We start from the raw sequence: 20,076 nt of genomic DNA, 5'->3' as shown, positions 1-20,076 counted from the left end.
GCAAACTAGATTTAGTCTCAATATTCAGCGCAATTCACTGTAAACTGCGACTGCGACTGTAAACTGCAACTGTAAACTATATCACCACCTGTTTCCTAGATTTCCAGATTATCAAAGCTACGCCAATTAATATAAACGGAATACTAAGTATTTGCCCCATATTAATGATCATATTATTCTCGAAGCTTTCTTGATTTTCCTTGAAAAATTCGATTATAAATCTTGCCACAAACATTAAGGTCAGGAACCATCCAAAAATAAATCCGTCGGCTTTTTTGATTGTTTCTGATTTATAAAGATAGAGAACAATTACGAAAATCAACAAATAAGCAAATGCTTCGTACAATTGTGTTGGATGTCTCGGGATCATATCGTCTCTTTGAAAAACAACTCCCCAGTTTCCGTTTGTTGGTTTACCATAGATTTCAGAATTCATAAAATTCCCAAACCTGATAAAAGCGCCTGTAACCGGAACTCCAATTGCCATTTTATCCAACAGCCACAAGAACTTAACTTTGTATTTCCTGCAATATAAAATCATTGCTATCAAAACCCCAATTGATCCTCCGTGACTTGCCAGACCCTGATAACCCACAAATTTATAAACTCCCGCCACTTTTTGAATTGGCAGTAAAATTTCTATAGGATGTTGTAAAAAATAAGAAGGTTCATAAAAAAAGCAATGTCCTAATCTCGCTCCTAAAATTGTTCCTACGATAACATATACGAGTAAACTGTCCAGATTATCTACAGAAAGATGCTCTTTTTTGTAAATACCTCTTACGATATAATATCCCAGTAAAAGTCCGGTGGCAAAAAGAGCTCCATAATATTTTAAAGGAAAACTATCTGTTATCATGACAATAACCGGATCTACATTCCAATTTAAAATTCCGTTCATATAGGGTACTTTTTAAAAGTATTCAGTCGCAATGTTTAGTATCGGTTTTCAGTCGCAGTTTTAAGTTTCACAAAAATGTGTAACCTTAAACCGAAAACTGGGACCGCTAACTGAATATTGCGACTGTAAACTTTATTTTATTCTTAATTTATAATATCAAATCCACAATAAGGGCGTAAAACTTCTGGAATTACGATTCCTTCCGGAGTTTGGTAATTTTCTAAAATCCCTGCCAAAACCCTTGGCAAAGCCAATGAACTTCCGTTAAGCGTGTGTGCCAATTGGTTTTTACCGTCTTTGTCTTTAAAACGCAATTTCAAACGATTTGCCTGAAAAGTTTCGAAGTTAGAAACTGAACTAATCTCTAACCAACGATCCTGCGCTGTAGAAAACACTTCAAAATCATAGGTCAAAGCCGATGTGAAACCCATATCGCCACCACATAAACGTAAAACGCGGTACGGTAATTTCAATTCTTTCAAAATATCTTTTACGTGTTCTACCATTCCGTCAAGCGCTTCATAAGACTTATCAGGATGTTCAACACGCACGATTTCTACTTTATCAAATTGGTGCAAACGGTTTAATCCGCGTACGTGTGCTCCGTAAGAACCCGCTTCACGACGGAAACATGGCGTATAAGCCGTATATAAAACCGGTAATTCGGTTTCGCTTAATAAAACATCGCGGAATAAATTTGTAACCGGAACCTCAGCTGTTGGAATCAAATATAAATCATCAATTGTTGAGTGATACATTTGTCCTTCTTTGTCCGGTAATTGTCCAGTTCCGTAACCTGAAGCTTCGTTTACCAAATGCGGCACCTGAACTTCGTTATATCCCGCAGCAGTATTTTTATCTAAAAAGTAATTGATCAAAGCACGTTGCAAACGCGCCCCTTTTCCTTTATAAACCGGAAATCCTGCTCCTGTAATTTTTACACCCAATTCAAAATCAATGATGTCGTATTTTTTTACCAATTCCCAGTGAGGTTGTGCACCTTCATGAAGAACCGGAATATCACCTTCTTCAAAAACATTCAAATTGTCATCCGGAGTTTTTCCTTCAGGAACGATATCAGCCGGAAGATTTGGTAATGTGTATAATTTATGAGTTAATTCGGTTGCCAAAGCTTCTGCTTTTTCACCTAATTCTTTACTTTTTTCTTTTAATGAAACCGTTTTTTCTTTTAAGATTGCCGCTTTAGACTTGTCTCCCGCTTTCATTAATTCTCCAATATCTTTGGATAATTTATTAGATTCAGATAAAGTGTTGTCTAATTCAACTTGTGTTGCACGACGGTTTTCGTCTAATTGCACGACTTCTTCAACAACGCTTTTAGCATCGATATTTCGTTTTGCTAAAGCCTTGATTACTTTCTCCTGATTCTCTCTAATAAATGCGATTTGTAACATAGCTTGATTTTTATAACTATTGTATTTTTTTATAATGGAAGCAAATTTAAGGAAATGTTTCCTAAGATTACGACAAAGTTGATTGTAAAGTTATTTGACAAGTATTCAGCAAAAAGGCATCATATCAAACAGAGATATAAAAAGATTTTGAATAAAATTTAAACACAAGCGGAATAATCTATTTATAGCATAAAAAAATCAATCAAATCTAGAGCCAAGCGAGGGTGAAATCCTTGGCGCATTAATATGTCGCTCCAATGGAGCTTTGAACACAAACCCAATTCGATTTCTATATATATAACGCTCCGATGGAGCTTTATTTTTAATATTTCTTCGTGAAGCTTGCGAAACTTAACATCTTCGAAAATAAAAAATTAGTAAATTGCCATTAAAAACTATCATCATGCTTATCGACCATTTTATCGAGGATTTCTCTAAGACTTTCAGCAATCTTTCGACTTCAGAACCCTGGAATATTACGAATGATCTCAAAAGGATAATCGAAAAAATGATTTTAGATCTTGGTGAAGATTACACGATCGAAGATAATATTGCAATTCATAAAACCGCCACTATCGAAAACAATGTAACGATCAAAAAACCTGCAATTATCGGCGAGAATTGCTACATTGGTGCAAATGCATATTTTAGAGAAGGGGTTTATTTAGATCAATCGGTAAAAATTGGTCCGGGATGTGAAATAAAAAGCAGCATTATTTGCTCAGGAACCGCAATTGCCCATTTTAATTATATTGGCAACAGCATTATTGGCAGAAACATAAATTTTGAAGCAGGTTCGATTGCAGCAAATCATTATAACGAAAGAACCAATAAGAAAATATCCGTGCTTTATGATAATCAGATTATCGAAACTAACTCGGATAAATTTGGTTCTTTGGTTGGCGATAATTCAAGAATTGGAGCAAATGCCGTTTTGTCGCCAGGAACTATATTGGTTAAAAATTCGATTGTGAAAAGACTGGAATTGATTGAACAGGTGATTCCGGAATAGTTATCGTCATTTCGCGATGAAAGGCGATTAAACCAATGTTTTTTTATTTTCGATCCAACAAAACCCCAGCGAGGTGAAATATTTATAGCAATAAAAATCCAATCGAATGTGGAGCCTCAGCGGGGTGAAATCCTTTACGCATTAATATGTCGCTCCTATGGAGCTTGAACACAAAACCAATACAATTTTCTATAAATATATCGCTCTTCTGGAGCTATATCTTATTTATGTGTCGCTTTTATTCTTTTATCACCTTGAATGTTTCAACAACATTATCAATAGTAACTTTGAGGATATAAAACCCAGAAGTTAATCCTGTAACATTTATAGTTCCGTCGCTGGTTTTACCTTTTAGTGCACTTTTTGATTCGAAATCAAAAAACTCGAAATCAAAATTTTTGCTTTTTAAATTCATAATCGAAATTGTTGTTTGAGCAGGATTTGGATAAACAAAAGGCTTTTTATGATCAACAACTTCGGGCTGAATATTATTGCAGGCACTTTCTAATAATGATGGCAAATCTACCTCATCATAAACCAGTGTATAATTAAGTTCGTTGGCACTCCTGAATAATTCGCAAGCTTCCTTATACTTTTGTTGATCGAGATAAATAATACCCAGATTTTTCATCGCATACGAATTGTTTTTATCCATTTTTAAGGCATATTTCAAATCGGCAATTCCTTTATCAGATTCTCCAAGTTTATGATAGATCAAAGCTCTTGTGGTTCTTAAATCCCTGCCGCCATATGCTGTGGTTCTTTCTATGATCGCCTTTTCACTTTTAAAAGCTACAGTAATATTTTCCATTGCTTTTTGGTATTCACCCGTATCACTGTACAATCTTGCAAGTGCCCATTGCGCGTGTGCATGATCCGGTTTTTGGGTTACAATTTTCTCCAGGTAATAACGCGCCAGATCATACGATTTTCGTTGTTGCAGCAAGGCAGCAAAATTGTATAAAATCCGTAAATCATCAGGGGCATTTTTTATTGCTTTGTGATAATAATTAAAAGCAAAACTTTCCATTTCGAGCGAAGCATAAATACTCGCCAGTCTATCATAAAGTTTACTTCTAAGTTCTGCTTTCTTTTTCTCTAAAGAGTCAGACAAGACGATATCTTTGTTTTTAGGATCCCTATCGATAGAATATTCTACCTTTTTTAAATCCTCAAGTGCGAGAGTCGTATTGCCAAGAGTAATACCTAACACTCCGCGATTGTAGAGATCGTTAATTTTGGTAGGATTATAATTGGTTTTGATATTGATTTCCGTCAATAGTTTAAGGGCATTTTTTACCGTTTCTTCCCTGTCTTTGTTAAATGGCAATTTATGATCGGTTCTGCCGACTAATTTTCCGTGAGAAAAATTCCAGGTAACCAGTTTTTCGCCTTGTTTATTGTACTGAAAAGCATTAGAATCCTTAAGTCCTTTATCGTCATAATAAAAAATCTCATTCAGTTTTCCGTTCGAATAATAGGTTTTGGTACTGTCTGGTTTTTTATCTTTTCCAAACCAAATTTCTACTGAAATAACATGATCGTCATAAAAATAACGGGAAACATTTTCTCCTGAATCATCACTTTTTACCTGACCTGAAACCAAAACGGGCAGAAATAATAAACCAAACAGTATTTTTTTCAATAAGATAATTTGTTCTTTCAAAGTGGAATAAGGTTAAATAGAAAAATCAAATTTCGACAAAATTATTTATGTTCCACCAATAATTCTTTCAACTCATTGGTTTTTAAATACGCTGCAAAGCGACCGGAAAGCAATAAAATTTCTCTTTCCTCAGGAGTGATTCTCAATTTGGTTTCAACGTGCGAGGCATATTCATATAACATTAAAACTTGTCTGGCAGATAGATTCCTGAATTTATCTTTACTTAATGTTGCAACAATTATTTCTCCGTCTTTATCTTTTTTAAACGAATCTTCTCCAAATTTCATGATCAGTTCTTGCTTAAAATTTGCATACAATTTTACCCAACTGCTCGCCTCGTCATTTGTGTTTTTTAATTCAAACACTAAATCTTCATACGGATAATCTTTTTGCATCTTTATCAAATAATCCCTAATTGTAGTAAAACCAATAATCTGATAATTAGAAACCGGTATTTTGTAACGCTCAAAAGTATTCTCGACATCTTTATCAAAAGTCATGTATCTGGTTTGAACCGTGTATAAAGAAGCGGTTTCAAACAACGAAATCAATCTTATTTTTGCATCGTTTATATAAGGAGTTTTTTTTCCTTGCCCCAGACAATCAATAAAAAGTGCTTTTTTGTTTTTATCACTCACTTTTGTATCGTTGTACAGTAATTCGACCAAAGTTCTGTAGCCCATATTGTCTGATGCGCCGCCATCGACAATACACAATATTTTGTCCTGATTTTTTACGCCAAATTTCACTTTTGGCAAAACACCCGGAAAAGCAGAACTCGCCGTAATTGCATATGTTAAAGGAAAATTATATCCGTCGTTGACATTGTTTTCATTCAAAGCAATTGGAGCTTTATTAGGCGCCAAAGACGAATTCAAATTCAAACCTCTAATAATATGAGGCATAAACGGAATGCGTTCACCGTTATTAAAAGCCGTTCCGTTTGCCACAAACATGGGCAAAGAAGGAACCGACTTGCTGTTTTTGGGAATAAAAAAATCCGACATCATCATTTGGGTTCCAAACTTGTTTGTATTGTCAGGATTCAAAGCGTCGTATTGCAAAATATCTGCATCTATTCGTTGCGTCATCGATATTTTATCGCCTTTTTCGTTTCGGCTATTGTTTAAAAGAGACAATATATTTGCCGATTTATCGACGTAATCTTTATAAGCATCGGCTTTAGAAAAGTAAAATTCGTTGAAGGAACAATTATCATAAAACAATTTATTTTTAAGAATCGTTAAATAATAACCTGCCGAAAAACAACCTCCGGAAACAGTAGAGAAATAATCAATCTCGTTCAGGAAATTACGCTGCGAATTGTCTTCCTGAATTTCCTCTAATCCCAAAAGTACGCCCATACTAAAAAATTGCGCTCTCGAACCTCCGCCCGAAATACCAATTCCTAAAGCGATATTAGGATTTTGAAACTTTTTATCGCGTTCCTGAACCGACTTATAATCGCTTAACGAAACCGAAGGAATCGAACTATAATTGATCTCTGAAAAAAGGTTGATTTTGTTTTGAGAAAACCCTATTTGAAGAAAAAGCAATATCAGGCAGTATTTACATCTCATTTTTTGACTTTTTATAATCGCTAATGCATTAAAGGCTAAATTAATAAAGTTATTTTAGAAAGTAATACGAACACTTCACAAAGATTCCCTAAGTTTTTTAGCTGTCAGGCTGAGCGTCGGGAGAAGTTCGCAAAGTTTTTTTAAGCCACAGATTAGAATGATTAAAATGATTTTTTAAAATCGGCTTAAATCTGGGTGAACAAAATAATTCACTAGAGTTTATTAATCGCGCAAAGACGCAAAGAAAATAAAACTTTGCGTCTTTGCGTCTTTGCGCGAAATTCTCTAGACATTAATCAAAAAACTTTGTGCACTCTGTAGTAGATTCCAGCAAAAATTTAAGCCCTCTTTATCTCATGCTCAACATATTCCTCTAAAGTAGCAAACATATCATCTACAGAAAGCACTTCGAAATCAGGATGATTTTTCAGGAAATTAGCATTTAGCGTAACCAGGTTTTCTTCAAGTTCAAAGAAAGTATCATTGTTTAGCAAATCTCTTGTTGGGTTTACCCCTTCCAGTTTTCCACTTACGAATTTATTCAGTTTTACGCTGCTCATTAGTTTTACTTTTTTACTTTGCTGCTGAAACAATTCAAGATGTTTTTCGGCGCCAATTAACGCCAGACCTTCTTCGATAAGTTCGTTCAGTTCTTTATTCCAACCTGATTTATAGACAAATTGAGCAAAATTTCCTTCGGCATATTGCGAATAGTAATAATCAAGATAGTAACTCATCAACGCATCTTCGTGAATAAATTCATCATCGACACCTTCCTCACGCATTAAATTGATTACCGAAATATTAGAGTGAATCACATCCTGAAGATTTTCACTATTCATTGCCGTTTCAGAAACTATTATTCTACCAAATTCCTCCATTTTGTTTTGTTTTGAGATTGATTTGCAAATTTCGGCGAAATAATAATAGGAATGATAATATTTTTTTGGGCGTTCCCTCCGGTCGGGCTATTCGCTGCAAGTCCTCGCACTTCCTTCGTCAGGCTGTGGGCTTTTCGCTGCTATCCCTAACGGGAAGTGTTCTTTTATATAGTACTACAATACAGCAATCAACCAGTCCTATCCTGTTAGTATAAAAGCTTATTGAGGCTATTGGCTTATAATTCTAATAATAAATTTATAGCAATGCAATAATGTAAAAAATATTATTATGACATCAGCCAAACTTTTTATTCTGGGAGAAGAACGAGAACTACTCTGGACAAGCACAAATTATTCGAGANATGCTAATGCAATAATGTAAAAAATATTATTATGACATCAGCCAAACTTTTTATTCTGGGAGAAGAACGAGAACTACTCTGGACAAGCACAAATTATTCGAGACAYATATCCTGGAATGGCTCACCAACCAGCGAAATTAATGGAGGTTTGCTTACTTTATGTTTTGCGTCGCARGAAAATGATGATGTCTTCTGGCGCAACCTGCTAAAAAATGTCGATAAGGAAACGGAAAGAATGGAAAAAGGAGAAATACATTTTTACAGCAAAGGAGAAAGAGATATGCCANTCTTCTGGCGCAACCTGCTAAAAAATGTCGATAAGGAAACGGAAAGAATGGAAAAAGGAGAAATACATTTTTACAGCAAAGGAGAAAGAGATATGCCAACAAAAAAGTATAAATTTAATGATGCTTATATCGTGTATTTTTCAGAAATATTCAATGCTGAGAGTTCTGAAAACATGCAAACGATTTTAACCATTTCGCCAGCAATCCAGAATTATGGTACGCTCAAAGATTTTGTAACGTATTGGCAAGTATCTCAAATAAAGGACAGCGATCCTTTTTATTACAGACCTCAGGAAGAAGAAGATGCTACTGTGAATATAAATGGGCATTTTTATACAAAAAATGGTTTTTATTTAGGTAAAATAGGGTCTGTTGACGATGTTTACATAACAAATGAATTAACCTTTTTAGAATTGCAAAAAGGCAAAGATGTATCTAAAGGTCAGATAATTTATTTTACTGAAATATATAAATTTAATAATGAGCAATTATTATATAGAGCACATTGGGTTTATGGTGAAGGTGGCGGTTTTTTTACTGATTATTATGCTCATGCTATAAAAAATTTAAGAAAGCATGGTGTTTGGGGTCCTGCTAATAAGCCATATCCTTCAGATGAAAGTATGTACAAACAAAAGATGACTCATAAGGATAAAAAAACAAAAAAGATAATTAACATGTATCCTGGCTATTTTAATGGAACAGATGGAAACGTTAATAGTAAGGCTTTTAGTAAGGCAAGAAAAAATTTACTTGAAATCAATTCTCTCATTAGAGCTAATGATGCTATAAAATCAATTATTGGTTCAATTGATGAAACAATAAAAGACCCAACGGATGGTTGTTATCAATGGGTTGGCGGCTCAGGAACAGAAGGTTTACTTAGTAAAAATCCTGATATAAACAATGCTACAGGGGTCATAAATAAAACAAATAGAATTGACAATGTAAATTTTTATCATACATTTTATAAAATTAAAAAAGAGTAAGAATATGTATAACAAAATAATTTTCATAGGGTTATTTATTACTAGTATTTCTATGTACTCACAGAGTAATAATATCTCAATACAAAAAATTTACAAAAAATTATCTAAAAAAGAAATACAATACGTTCAATTTGAAGATTCATTTAATTTAACCGAGGGAAAGCAAATAAAGAACAAACAAGAAGTTGATTTTTTACTATTGGATATCTGCACTTCTCAACAATTAAAATTTAAAAATTTCACATACAATAATCCAAATCCTCCCTTTTTTAGAGATAGTCTTTTTCTTTTTAAGGAAAAATATTGCGTGGATAATTTATTTTATGAAAAAAGATTATTAAAAAACGAAAAACCATTGCGACTAAATTATGCTTCAGGTTATAGTTTTTCACTTAATTCAAAAAATTATATTTCACTCTTTTTTTGGGATTCAACAATACCGACATCTAATTTGAGATATTTTATTATTCTTTTTGATATTAGTGATGTAAAGAATATAAAACCATATTTTTTTTATGAACAAATGTCATTTACGCCTGATTGTTTTGGAGATTTCAATAATGATGGCGTCTTAGATTTTGCGAACTGGTCCTACAGCAATAAATTGGAGTGCTTTACCTTGGTAGGAAATAAATTTAAACGAATAAAAAATAAAATTATAATTACTGAAGAAAAATCTGCAAATAATTATTCAATCAACTTAGTTAAGAGTAAATGGTTTAAAAGATTATTAAAATAAACTCGATAACTTAAAAAATATAATAATTTATTAAAGAAGAATAGGAAGCTCTAAGCAAAATAGACAAGCTTAAATACACACCTTTTTTTGAGATTTTAGGAACGCATTTAGCAAGTATTTTTTTCATAAAGAGCTAATTACACCGTTTTTGATATTCTTAATTGTGAATAATTTGTTCTATCAAAATTTAAAATATGATATAATATTGTTTAAAAATATTTAAATGTAGAAGTATCTTTGACAAAATTAAAGATTATGCTTTTGTATCTTACTTTAATTTCGAAGTTTAAAAAAATTTAAAACCATAATGAACTCAGATTTTGACAAAACATTTTCGGCTTTAAAAACAATGGGAAACATAATCCCGAGCGCAAAAACTGCTTTCGAATTACTGAAAAAATTAAATCAGGAAACTACAAATTCAGAATCTGATATTCTGGTTTCTCAAGTCGATAAAATACAATATCAGTCGAATACCAATAGTTATTTTTACTTCTATTTCCCAATTATTAGTCATATTCTATATTATAAACCACAATACGAAAAAGAGCTTTTAAAATATTTAATAAGTCCAAATTTTGCAAACGGAACTTCTGAAATCAACGAAATGATCTCTGTTATAAAAGGAGCAATGAGATTTAAACTTAATGAAAACGAATTATATTCAACAGTTCAAAGTCAGTTTTGGGTAGAGAATGAACTCTCTAAACTAGAAAAAGAGATTCAGCGAGAAATAGACATTTGCCAGAAAGAACTTGATGAATAGAATACAATGTTATTTAATATCAGATTCGTCACTATTCTTTTTCTCGTTCATTTTTGCTACTAAAGCTTTTAAACGTAATGCACGTTCTCTCTTTTCTTCCTGAAGTTTAGCCTTTTTCTTATTTAGCAATTTGGTATGCAAAGCCTTGTTTTTGGTATTTTTTTCAGGTCCTTTTGCCATAATATAATTTTCTTTAATTACGTTTACAAAGATAAAACTAATAGTGAGAACAATTCTTATTATAACTAAAAAGCAAAATGGATTCTGAAAAGCTTAGAGATATTATTATACCAACACTAAGAACAAATGAGGTTATCATATAATAATTGCAAAATTGAAATCACAGAAGAAAAGATAGAATGTGAATATTTATACTTAGCCAACAAAAAAATAGATTGGAAAATAGCTTTAACTGAAAAAATAATCTATCAAATAAATTCTAATGAAACAATTCTTATCCCACAAGAAATCAAAGAATTTCAATTCGAAATTGAAGATATCTCTCATAGATCATCAAACTTAAGTCAGGAAGCGGTAATTTATTATTTAAAAAAGGGAGAGTTTGAAGCAACAGAATTTTTCAGATTTTGCGTGATCGAAGAAACAAAATTAAGTAGCCAAACAAAATCATATGAATTCGCAAATGAAATATTAAAAATTATTTCGAATAAATATAATATTCCGTTTTCATTTAAATATTATGTAGAAACTAAGAGAAAAAGAGACGCTCTATCCTATCTAATTGTATTGATAATCTTTGCTTTTTTATTTGGTCTATTAGCAAATAAATTATAAAAATTAACTAAATGAACCCAACCTTCTTCCCTACCCAAGAACAATTCAGAGAATGGTTAGAAAAGCATCACAAAACAGAAACCGAACTTTTGGTAGGTTTCTATAAAGTGAACAGCAAAAAACCATCAATGTCGTGGTCACAATCTGTAGATCAGGCGCTTTGTTTTGGCTGGATAGATGGCGTTCGAAGATCTATAGACGACGAAAGTTATTCGATCAGGTTTACACCCAGAAAGAAATCCAGTATTTGGAGCGCGATCAACATCAAGAAAATCGAAGATCTCACAAAAGCCGGACTTATGAAACCCGAAGGTCAGAAAGCATTTGAATTAAGATCTGAGGAAAGATCCGGAATTTATTCACACGAAAAAGAACCATCTGTTCTTGATCCGGCTTTCGAACAACAATTTAAAGCTAATAAAGTAGCTTGGGAATACTTTAATTCGCAAGCGCCATCGTACAAAAAAGTTATGATTCACTGGATTATGACGGCAAAACAAGAAAAAACAAGAATATCGAGACTCGAAAAAACAATAAACATCAGCGCAGAACAAAAACGAATGTTGTAAAAGAAAAACGATTGATTATAACTTAGATAACAGAACAAACAGTAACTTTATTCTATTAAAAAAATTTCATCTAATTAAGAATAATAATGGAAGATAGAATCGCATTAGAATACTACGTTTTAGATGTATTCTCTAATAAAAGTTACAAAGGAAATCCGTTGTCTGTCGTTTTTACTAATGGCAATCTGGATTTGGGAGTCTATCATAATATCGCCAAGGAATTTGGTTATTCTGAGACTTCATTTGTTTATTATTCGGCAGAACAAAAAGCGCTTCATGTTCGTTCTTTTACACCAACAGGTTTTGAGGTCGATGGCGCCGGACACAACTTATTAGGTGCCGTTTGTGCGGCATTATTCAAAAAAATCTCCATATTTCACGACCAAAACGAAACCGATCGTTTTGTAATCATGAAAGATAATCCAATACCATTAACAACAAGTTTTGATCCGGTTACAGAATATCCTGTGGTTCAAATGCATCAAAAACCGGCTTTGGCATTGCAGGAAATTCCGGCTTCGTTAATAGCAAAAGCACTTGGTTTAGCAATTGATGATTTAACAGTTGGTGAACTTTTGCCTACGATTGTTCAAACGGAAGTTGCGCATCTTATGGTTCCTGTAAAAAACAGACGCTTTTTGCATGATTGTATTCCTGACTACAAACGCCTGATCGAAATCTCTAAGGAATATGGATTCGAAGGCTATTATTGCTACACTATTTTTGATGCTAAACATGAAAATATAGTCGAAGCCAGATTCTTTAATCCGTTAATTGGTATTAATGAAGATGCCGCAACCGGAACAGCCGCCGGACCTTTAATTGGCTTTTTAACACAAAGTAAATACACAAAACCCAATACCGAATATAAAATTCTGCAAGGCGTAAAACTAAATCAGCCTTCGTTGATCGAAGTTATGTCCAGAGAAAATGATATTTTGGTTGGCGGTTCTGCCGTTATAACCATGAAAGGAGAACTTTATATATAATGTCTATGAAGAGTTGAAATGTGCCTCTAGGTACTAAATATTGGTAGAAAAACAGGAATAGGAATAAATTTAGCGTGCCGTAGGTACGCAATAGTTATCATTTTGTTGCGTACCTACGGCACGCCAACATATCGCGAATTAATTTCTACCAATATTTAGTACCTAAAGGCACAAACTACAGATATTCAATTTTTGATTACTATATCAAATAAAAAAAGCTGCATGATGCAGCTTTTTTTATATTCTTTATTTCTTTATTTCCTGTGGTAATGTTTTCATTTGTTCTGGCGGAATACGTTTCTTTAAAAACAAAATTTGTCCTAAATGACTAGATTGATGTTCCATAACATGAAACCAGCAATATTGATTGCTCATATCATATTTCGTTTGAATTTGAACAAACCATGCATCATCTCTTTTCTTTAATTCTGATATCGTTTTAGCTCTTACTTCATTATAAATATCAAGATAATATTGAATATCGTGTCCTTTAAATTCATTGCGCGCGCCTTGATCGAGATTCAAAGCCGTCTGCCATTTTTTCTTTTCTTCTTCGTTAAATTCTCTATTTTCAAAAGTAAGAACCTGATAGTATTTTTCGGCTGCAGCCAAATGCATTACAAGTGAACCAATTCTATTTGCTTCCTGATCATGCAAATAATCAATTTCATACTGATCCATATTTTTAACCGTTTCCTCAACACGATCTTTAAGGTCTTCGAGCATCGAAATCATGTCGGCAATTTTTGGTGAAGCGCCTTCAACGTTTCCTATTTTTCCGGTTTCTTTTACTAGTATTCCACTTCCTTCCAATAATAATGAATATTTGCCATCGACGCTTGATTTATCCGAAGAAATCTTAAACTCCTTAACCTTAACATTTTTTTGTTTCGCATTGCCCAAATTCCATTTTGGAATATCTGTGTTGGTTGCAAGCGTTTCAAAACTTGAATTTAAAATGGTTACAGGCTCAAAAACACCTTTTGAATTTTCGATAAATAATTGAAATTTATCAAAATAAAACTTTCCGTTTAGCTCACAAACTCCTCCAAAAACTAACGTTTTACTATTTTCATCAATCGTTCCTTCGACAGTATAAGATTGCCATTCTTTAGACTTTATTGGTCTGTCGTACATATTATCAGCAAAACCTGCTTCCTCATCTTTATTAAATACGCGTGCAAAAACTCCTGCCCAGGCTTTTGGGTCATTAGATTCTACTTTTGCTGAAGCAATTACTTTAAATTTTTTCTTTACCGGAGTCTGAATGTCTATTGTTTGACGAAAAGCCATCCACTGGCCGGAAATAACTTTTTGTGTTTGTGCTTTTGCCGACAATAAGCTTAAAAATAATAGTAGTAACGTTATTTTTTTCATTCTCTGGTTTTTTAAAATTTTCGTAAATATAATATACTTTTTTAAGGAAATAACTTATCATAATCTGAAATTATTCTAAAAAATCAAACCAAAAAAAAGCTGCATAATGCAGCTTTTATATTGTAACCAGAAAATTAAGATTTCTTAGTTTGTTTTCATTGGTGGCAAATCGAATGCGATAGAATCATGTTCGAAGTTATTACGGTGTCCTCCATCGCAAAAAGGTTTGTTTGCAGATAATCCGCAACGACAAAGTCCTAATGCTGCTCTTCCTTGTAATCCGTAAACTGTTCCTTCTGAATCCATGATTTCAAAATCGCCTTCGATTTTGATAGATCCGTTTTTATTGATGATTAATTTTGTCTTGCTCATAACTTGTTTTTGTTTTTTTTCAGGGCAAAGATTGCGAAATATTTTTTGAAGATTTTAGGTGAAGGGCTAGTTTAAACTGGTTCTATTTTATGGATTGAAATAATCTCGCAAAGTCGCAGAGACGCAAAGTTTTTGTACTGTGATTATTATACACAAACTTGTCAGACTGAGCGAAGTCGAAGTCCCGCAAAGTGATTTAGCATATGTGGCTTCGACTTCGCTCAGCCTGACAAACCGCGTATTTTTTAGCCCCGATAGAAGTGGAAATCCTTTTACTTTTTTCTTTAAAAAGTAAAAGATTGGAACGGATAGCGGGATTAGCTCCTAAAAAAACCACTACGAAAAATCAAAGCTTTGTCGAGTTTCTAGTGTTGTTGCTTCGTTCCTCGCAATGACAAACAATGAGAAAAAACTTTGCGACTCTGCGCCTTTGCGAGATTAATTCACATTCTTTAAAATAAAAACTCGGTGCTTTTTCTTTGCGAATCTCCGTGCAATAACAAAATCTCAATTCTATTGCTTATTTTTGCACTCAATAAAATTGAGTTATGATACAAAATCCAAAGAGATATACTATTACGGCGGCTTTGCCTTACACCAACGGACCTATTCATATTGGGCATTTGGCGGGGGTTTACGTGCCTGCAGATATTTATTCGAGATATTTACGTTTGCAAGGAAAAGATGTTGCGTTTATTTGCGGAAGCGATGAACATGGCGTTGCGATTTCGATGAAAGCCAAAAAAGAAGGAATTACACCACAAGAAGTTATTGATAAATATGACGGAATTATTAGAAAATCATTTGCTGATTTTGGGATTTCGTTTGATAATTATTCTCGAACTTCGGCTAAAATTCATCATGATACGGCTCAGGAATTCTTTAGAACGTTGTATGATAAAGGTGATTTTATTGAAGAAGTTACCGAGCAATTGTATGATGCAAAAGCAAATCAGTTTTTAGCAGACCGTTTTGTGGTGGGAACTTGCCCAAGATGCGGTAATGACGGAGCTTATGGCGATCAATGCGAAAATTGCGGATCGACTTTGAATGCTACCGATTTGATCAACCCGAAATCGACAATTACAGGAGAAACTCCTGTTTTGAAAGCTACAAAACACTGGTTTTTACCTCTTGATCGTTATACTGAATTTTTGACAGAATGGATTCTTGTTGGACATAAAAACGACTGGAAACCTAATGTTTACGGACAAGTTAAATCCTGGGTTGATGGCGGACTTGAACCTCGTGCAGTAACGCGTGACCTTGATTGGGGAATTGATGTTCCGGTTGAAGGTGCTGAAGGAAAAAAATTATATGTTTGGTTTGATGCGCCTATCGGGTATATTTCATCTACGAAAGAATGGGCTTTGCGCGAAGGAAAAGATTGGGAACCATATTGGAAAGATGAAGACACGAAACTGGTTCACTTTATTGGTAAAGACAATATTGTTTTTCACTGTATTATTTTCCCAGCGATGCTTAAAGCCGAAGGAAGCTATATTTTGCCGGACAATGTTCCTGCAAATGAGTTTTTGAATTTGGAAGGAAACAAACTTTCGACTTCTAAAAACTGGGCGGTTTGGTTGCACGAATATTTAGAAGAATTTCCGGAGAAACAAGATGTTTTGCGTTATGCATTGACTTCAAACGCTCCAGAAACTAAGGATAATGATTTTACATGGAAAGATTTCCAAGCGAGAAACAACAACGAATTGGTTGCGATTTTCGGGAATTTTATTAATCGTGTTGTGGTTTTAACCAATAAATATTACGAGGGATTTATCCCAACTCCGAATGAATTATCTGAGGTTGATGAGAATACTTTAGCAGAATTAAAAGCGTATCCAGCCGTGATTTCAAGTTCGGTTGAGCGTTACAGATTCCGTGAAGCACTTGGCGAATTGATGAATGTGGCGCGTTTAGGAAATAAATATCTTGCCGACGAAGAGCCTTGGAAAGTGATGAAAGACAATCCGGAGCGTGTAAAAACTCAAATGTATGTGGCATTGCAAATTGCTGCTGCGTTGAGCATTTTGGCTGAACCATTCTTGCCGTTTACTGCGGCTAAATTGTCAAGAATCCTGAAAAATGAAGGTAAATTGAATTGGAATGATGTTGCCGAAAATTCAGAATTGATTCCGGAAGGGCACCAAATTGGTGAAGCTGAATTATTATTCGCAAAAATCGAAGACGAAGAAATACAAAAACAAATAGATAAATTGGAAGCTACAAAAACCGCTAATCTTGCCGAAAGCAAACAACCGGAACCTCAAAAAGAATTGATTCAATATGAGGATTTTGCTAAAATGGATTTACGCGTAGGAACTATTATTGAAGCCGAAAAAATGCCAAAAGCAAACAAACTTCTGGTTCTTAAAATCGATACCGGAATTGACGTTCGTACGATTGTTTCCGGAATTGCCGAAAGCTTTTCGCCAGAAGAAATCATTGGTAAACGTGTTACAGTTCTGGCAAATTTAGCGCCAAGAGCTTTACGCGGAGTTGAAAGCCAAGGTATGATCTTAATGACAACAAACGCCGAAGGAAAATTAGTATTCGTAAATCCTGATACTGACGCTCCAAATGGTGAAACGATAAACTAATTATTTCAATAAAATAATAAATAAGAGAAAGTTATCCGCCTAAAATATCTGGCAGATAACTTTCTTTATTTAGATGACATTCGATAAATAATTATAATTTTGATTACATCAAGTAACATTATGGATTTGAATTTTATAAATGCTTCTCAAAATCTCTCTGATTCTTCCGGAAAAGAACTTTATGAAATTTCTAATAACCAAGAAACAGCAATTGCAAATAGTCGAATAGAGATTGAAAATGGATATTTTCATAAAACTGAAGATGTGATTTCTGAAATGCGTGAATGGCTAAAAAAGAAATAATAGTCTTCTTTAGCTAAACTTCCAATATTTTAGATTTTCTAAAAATCTTAAAAAAACAAGAAATTTCTCATGTTTTTTCTTTTTAGCTGAGTTTATAATTGTAAGTTTGTCTTGCAAACATTTCGAAGGAGAAATCCTATACTTATTAAAGTAACATAAACGTGTACCACGTCATGGTGAAAGAACGGGAAACCGTCTATAAATTATTCCTTGGAATGTTTTGCACACCTAAAGCGTGGTATTCGTGTATCTAATATTTTCTAATATGCAAACAGAAAATGAAAAAAGCACAGAAAAAGCTGTAATGACAGCAATGGCAGAATTCCTCTCGGATCTTTGGTTTGTAGAAGATTTTAGAGATCAACCGGAGTATTTGTCTGAAATTTTCGAGACAATTCTCTTAACCGAAATGGGCGATGACCAAGATCTCCGCATTAGAATGGTGAGTTCGATTAGAACAAGCAAATTGTTGGCAAATGCCCTTGGTTCTTTTACGGACAGAGAGATTAGCAATGCCTGCAAGAAAATCATGAATGCATAATACCACACAAAAACAAATTTAATCCTAATTTATTGAAGAATAAAAATCAAAGATTCAATTTTTAATCTTTGTATTTATTGTGCCTTTAGGCACTAAATATTGGTAGAAAATTAGGTTCCAAATTCGTTAGCGTGCCGTAGGTACGCAACAAAACGATGTCTATTATGTACCTACGGCGCGTAAATCTATTTAAATGCTATTTTTTCTACCAACATTTAGTGTCTAACGACACATTTTATTTCTTGGATTTACGGCTTGTATTTATTAATAAAACACAACATATTTCTATTTGACTAAAGCGAAGGTTATTTGCGTTTTATATTTTGTTTTTTACTAAAGAAAAAAATAAGATATTCGCCAAAAAAAGTAAAAGCCTTTTACCAATGATAAAAAAAATACTCCTTGCCTCTTTATTTCTAAATAGTTTATTGTCTTTTTCGCAGGATATTGTAAAGGATTTTGATTTAAAATTAGAAAAGAAAAGAGATTATTTTCAAGTAGTTAACGAAGCAGAAAAAGAAGTAATTCTATTTTTGAATGATAAGGAAAAGGTTTCAGCAATTAGATTTGATCAGACTTTTACGATCAAAGATTCTTTGTCAGCGTTAAGACCTGAAAAAAAGTATGAAGAAATTATTGGTTCTACTCAAAATAAGAATGATTACTTTGTTTTTTGGGGATCAAAAGACAGAAAAGAGATTAACTCGCAATCTTTTAATTTTACATCTAAAAAAACCGAAACAAAACCAATTCATTTAGAATTAAAAAAGGAAAAAATAGTCAAAGAAATTACGATTAACAATCGGTTTTACCTGATTACTATTGTAAAAAACACAAGTATTTTAAAATTTTATATCTCTGATAATGATGGAAATCTAAACGAAAAAACAGTAGATTTATCTCATCTGGATTTCAAAAATATATTCAACCATACAGAAAATTTATATACTGTTTTAACTGATGAATCTTCCGAGCCTAATTTTCAAACTATAGCCAATGACAGTCCGCCATCATTAGCGCTGAGTTCCAAAAGGTATAAAATTTATACCTATAATCCTGATGAAATTATTTTCACTATGGATAATAATACAAACGCAACACAGGTTTTAAGAATTAATATTCAGGATTTTACATCAAATCTTAAATCGATTGAACAGCAAAAAATAGTTAAGGGAGAATATGGTGCAATATCCTTTAGATCGAATTCTTTTTTAATTGACAATAAAATTCTCCAGATAAAAACTAATTCGTTCGTTTTGTTTTTTACCATCAGCGATCTAAATGGCAATAAGATTAATGAATATAAAGTTTTGCATGATGAGGAAATAGGTTTTAAAAATTCTGATTTTTTTCAGCAAAAGAATGGCTTACTTCTACAAAACAATGGTTTTATTATCAACACAAAACCTATTAAAAATTCAGAGATGTTTCTTAGAAAAATAAGTGATTCACCAAGTATATCATGTTATAATTTAAATGGTGCTTATTATACTGTTATAGGAAGTTCTGAAGATATATCCCGCGGAGGCGGCGGAATGCCAGGAATGGGAATGTCTGCCGGAGGAATGGGCGCTGGAATGAGTTTTGTTCCTTATCAAAGATGTTATACCGTAGAAAATCTAATTTCGTATAAAGATAAATTTGTAGTTTATACGAATTGTCTGTTCGATTCTAATTTTAATCATCTTAATGGTGAAATGAAAACTTCGGCTTTTGATAAGCTTAGAATTTTCTTAGAAGAAAACGAAGAAATCAAAGAAAGTGTTTCAATATTTACTGCAAGTCTCTATAAAGATTTAATACTTTTTAAGCTGAATAGCACTTTGTACTTAGGAAACTACAACAAGAAAAATAAGAAGTATCAAATTTTTAGTTTTACTGAATAATAACAATGTTTAACGAAAGTTTTAAATTCTTCGATTACTA

At 33.1% G+C, this 20,076-nt stretch carries 19 protein-coding genes and 1 pseudogene; 12 read left to right on the top strand and 8 right to left on the bottom strand.

Going from position 1 to position 20,076, the window contains the following annotated elements; translation table 11 throughout:
* Positions 1 to 76: 76 nt before the first annotated feature.
* Positions 77 to 901, bottom strand: a complete 825-nt coding sequence (gene lgt / locus ASF10_RS09420) for a prolipoprotein diacylglyceryl transferase (RefSeq protein WP_056248108.1) — start codon at positions 899 to 901, stop codon at positions 77 to 79.
* A 143-nt stretch (positions 902 to 1,044) separates the two neighbouring features.
* Positions 1,045 to 2,316: a serine--tRNA ligase gene (gene serS, locus ASF10_RS09415; RefSeq protein ID WP_056248105.1), complete on the bottom strand. Its 1,272-nt coding sequence runs from the start codon at positions 2,314 to 2,316 to the stop codon at positions 1,045 to 1,047.
* 403 nt (positions 2,317 to 2,719) lie between these two features.
* Between serS and ASF10_RS09410 the strand changes: the two genes are divergently transcribed.
* Positions 2,720 to 3,328 carry a DapH/DapD/GlmU-related protein gene (locus tag ASF10_RS09410; protein ID WP_241774937.1) on the top strand — a complete coding sequence of 203 codons (609 nt, stop codon included), beginning with the start codon at positions 2,720 to 2,722 and terminating at the stop codon, positions 3,326 to 3,328.
* A 238-nt stretch (positions 3,329 to 3,566) separates the two neighbouring features.
* Here ASF10_RS09410 and ASF10_RS09405 read toward each other — a convergent pair whose 3' ends face one another.
* From ASF10_RS09405 to ASF10_RS09395, 3 genes are all read right to left on the bottom strand, one after another.
* The gene (locus tag ASF10_RS09405) at positions 3,567 to 4,973 is read right to left on the bottom strand and encodes a T9SS type A sorting domain-containing protein (protein WP_241774936.1); all 1,407 of its coding nucleotides are present in this window, start codon (positions 4,971 to 4,973) and stop codon (positions 3,567 to 3,569) included.
* Positions 4,974 to 5,035: 62 nt separating this feature from the next.
* Positions 5,036 to 6,574, bottom strand: coding sequence for a patatin-like phospholipase family protein (locus tag ASF10_RS09400; protein WP_056248100.1), 1,539 nt, complete (start codon positions 6,572 to 6,574; stop codon positions 5,036 to 5,038).
* A 338-nt stretch (positions 6,575 to 6,912) separates the two neighbouring features.
* Positions 6,913 to 7,455, bottom strand: coding sequence for a DUF4375 domain-containing protein (locus ASF10_RS09395; protein ID WP_056248097.1), 543 nt, complete (start codon positions 7,453 to 7,455; stop codon positions 6,913 to 6,915).
* A gap of 393 nt (positions 7,456 to 7,848) precedes the next feature.
* On the opposite strand from ASF10_RS09395, the pseudogene tssD (ASF10_RS24700) reads away from it, so the two are divergent.
* From tssD (ASF10_RS24700) to ASF10_RS09380, 4 genes and pseudogenes are all read left to right on the top strand, one after another.
* Positions 7,849 to 8,103: pseudogene (gene tssD, locus ASF10_RS24700) on the top strand (type VI secretion system tube protein TssD); the annotation flags it as partial.
* A gap of 48 nt (positions 8,104 to 8,151) precedes the next feature.
* Positions 8,152 to 9,093: a type VI secretion system tube protein TssD gene (gene tssD, locus ASF10_RS09390; protein WP_206743361.1), complete on the top strand. Its 942-nt coding sequence runs from the start codon at positions 8,152 to 8,154 to the stop codon at positions 9,091 to 9,093.
* A gap of 4 nt (positions 9,094 to 9,097) precedes the next feature.
* Positions 9,098 to 9,832, top strand: a complete 735-nt coding sequence (locus ASF10_RS09385; RefSeq protein WP_131726525.1) for a hypothetical protein — start codon at positions 9,098 to 9,100, stop codon at positions 9,830 to 9,832.
* Between the two features lie 307 nt (positions 9,833 to 10,139).
* Positions 10,140 to 10,598, top strand: a complete 459-nt coding sequence (locus tag ASF10_RS09380; protein WP_056248091.1) for a hypothetical protein — start codon at positions 10,140 to 10,142, stop codon at positions 10,596 to 10,598.
* 9 nt (positions 10,599 to 10,607) lie between these two features.
* Here ASF10_RS09380 and ASF10_RS24325 read toward each other — a convergent pair whose 3' ends face one another.
* The gene (locus ASF10_RS24325) at positions 10,608 to 10,778 is read right to left on the bottom strand and encodes a hypothetical protein (RefSeq protein ID WP_198529577.1); all 171 of its coding nucleotides are present in this window, start codon (positions 10,776 to 10,778) and stop codon (positions 10,608 to 10,610) included.
* Between the two features lie 126 nt (positions 10,779 to 10,904).
* Between ASF10_RS24325 and ASF10_RS09375 the strand changes: the two genes are divergently transcribed.
* From ASF10_RS09375 to ASF10_RS09365, 3 genes are all read left to right on the top strand, one after another.
* The gene (locus ASF10_RS09375; RefSeq protein WP_056248088.1) at positions 10,905 to 11,393 is read left to right on the top strand and encodes a hypothetical protein; all 489 of its coding nucleotides are present in this window, start codon (positions 10,905 to 10,907) and stop codon (positions 11,391 to 11,393) included.
* A gap of 11 nt (positions 11,394 to 11,404) precedes the next feature.
* Positions 11,405 to 11,962 carry a YdeI/OmpD-associated family protein gene (locus tag ASF10_RS09370; protein ID WP_056248086.1) on the top strand — a complete coding sequence of 186 codons (558 nt, stop codon included), beginning with the start codon at positions 11,405 to 11,407 and terminating at the stop codon, positions 11,960 to 11,962.
* Between the two features lie 86 nt (positions 11,963 to 12,048).
* Positions 12,049 to 12,951, top strand: a complete 903-nt coding sequence (locus ASF10_RS09365; protein ID WP_056248083.1) for a PhzF family phenazine biosynthesis protein — start codon at positions 12,049 to 12,051, stop codon at positions 12,949 to 12,951.
* Between the two features lie 246 nt (positions 12,952 to 13,197).
* Here ASF10_RS09365 and ASF10_RS09360 read toward each other — a convergent pair whose 3' ends face one another.
* Both ASF10_RS09360 and ASF10_RS09355 read right to left on the bottom strand, forming a co-directional pair.
* Positions 13,198 to 14,328 (bottom strand): DUF664 domain-containing protein, encoded by a 1,131-nt coding sequence (locus ASF10_RS09360; protein WP_056248081.1) that lies wholly within the window; start codon positions 14,326 to 14,328, stop codon positions 13,198 to 13,200.
* Between the two features lie 144 nt (positions 14,329 to 14,472).
* A complete protein-coding gene (locus tag ASF10_RS09355) occupies positions 14,473 to 14,700 on the bottom strand; it encodes a CDGSH iron-sulfur domain-containing protein (protein WP_056248078.1) in 228 nt (75 codons plus the stop codon).
* 548 nt (positions 14,701 to 15,248) lie between these two features.
* Here ASF10_RS09355 and metG point away from each other — a divergent pair.
* The 4 genes from metG to ASF10_RS09335 all read left to right on the top strand — a co-directional run bounded on the left by metG (position 15,249) and on the right by ASF10_RS09335 (position 20,036).
* Positions 15,249 to 17,306: a methionine--tRNA ligase gene (metG, locus tag ASF10_RS09350; RefSeq protein ID WP_056248076.1), complete on the top strand. Its 2,058-nt coding sequence runs from the start codon at positions 15,249 to 15,251 to the stop codon at positions 17,304 to 17,306.
* A 99-nt stretch (positions 17,307 to 17,405) separates the two neighbouring features.
* A complete protein-coding gene (locus tag ASF10_RS09345; RefSeq protein ID WP_131726524.1) occupies positions 17,406 to 17,609 on the top strand; it encodes a hypothetical protein in 204 nt (67 codons plus the stop codon).
* Between the two features lie 265 nt (positions 17,610 to 17,874).
* Positions 17,875 to 18,150, top strand: coding sequence for a hypothetical protein (locus tag ASF10_RS09340; protein WP_056248068.1), 276 nt, complete (start codon positions 17,875 to 17,877; stop codon positions 18,148 to 18,150).
* Between the two features lie 383 nt (positions 18,151 to 18,533).
* On the top strand, positions 18,534 to 20,036 hold the full coding sequence (locus tag ASF10_RS09335; RefSeq protein ID WP_131726523.1) for a hypothetical protein: 1,503 nt from the start codon (positions 18,534 to 18,536) through the stop codon (positions 20,034 to 20,036).
* Positions 20,037 to 20,076: the final 40 nt, after the last annotated feature.

Origin of the sequence: Flavobacterium sp. Leaf82, from assembly GCF_001422725.1 — a bacterium.
In the GTDB taxonomy this organism is placed as follows: domain Bacteria; phylum Bacteroidota; class Bacteroidia; order Flavobacteriales; family Flavobacteriaceae; genus Flavobacterium.
This window is presented reverse-complemented; position numbering and strand designations above follow the sequence as displayed.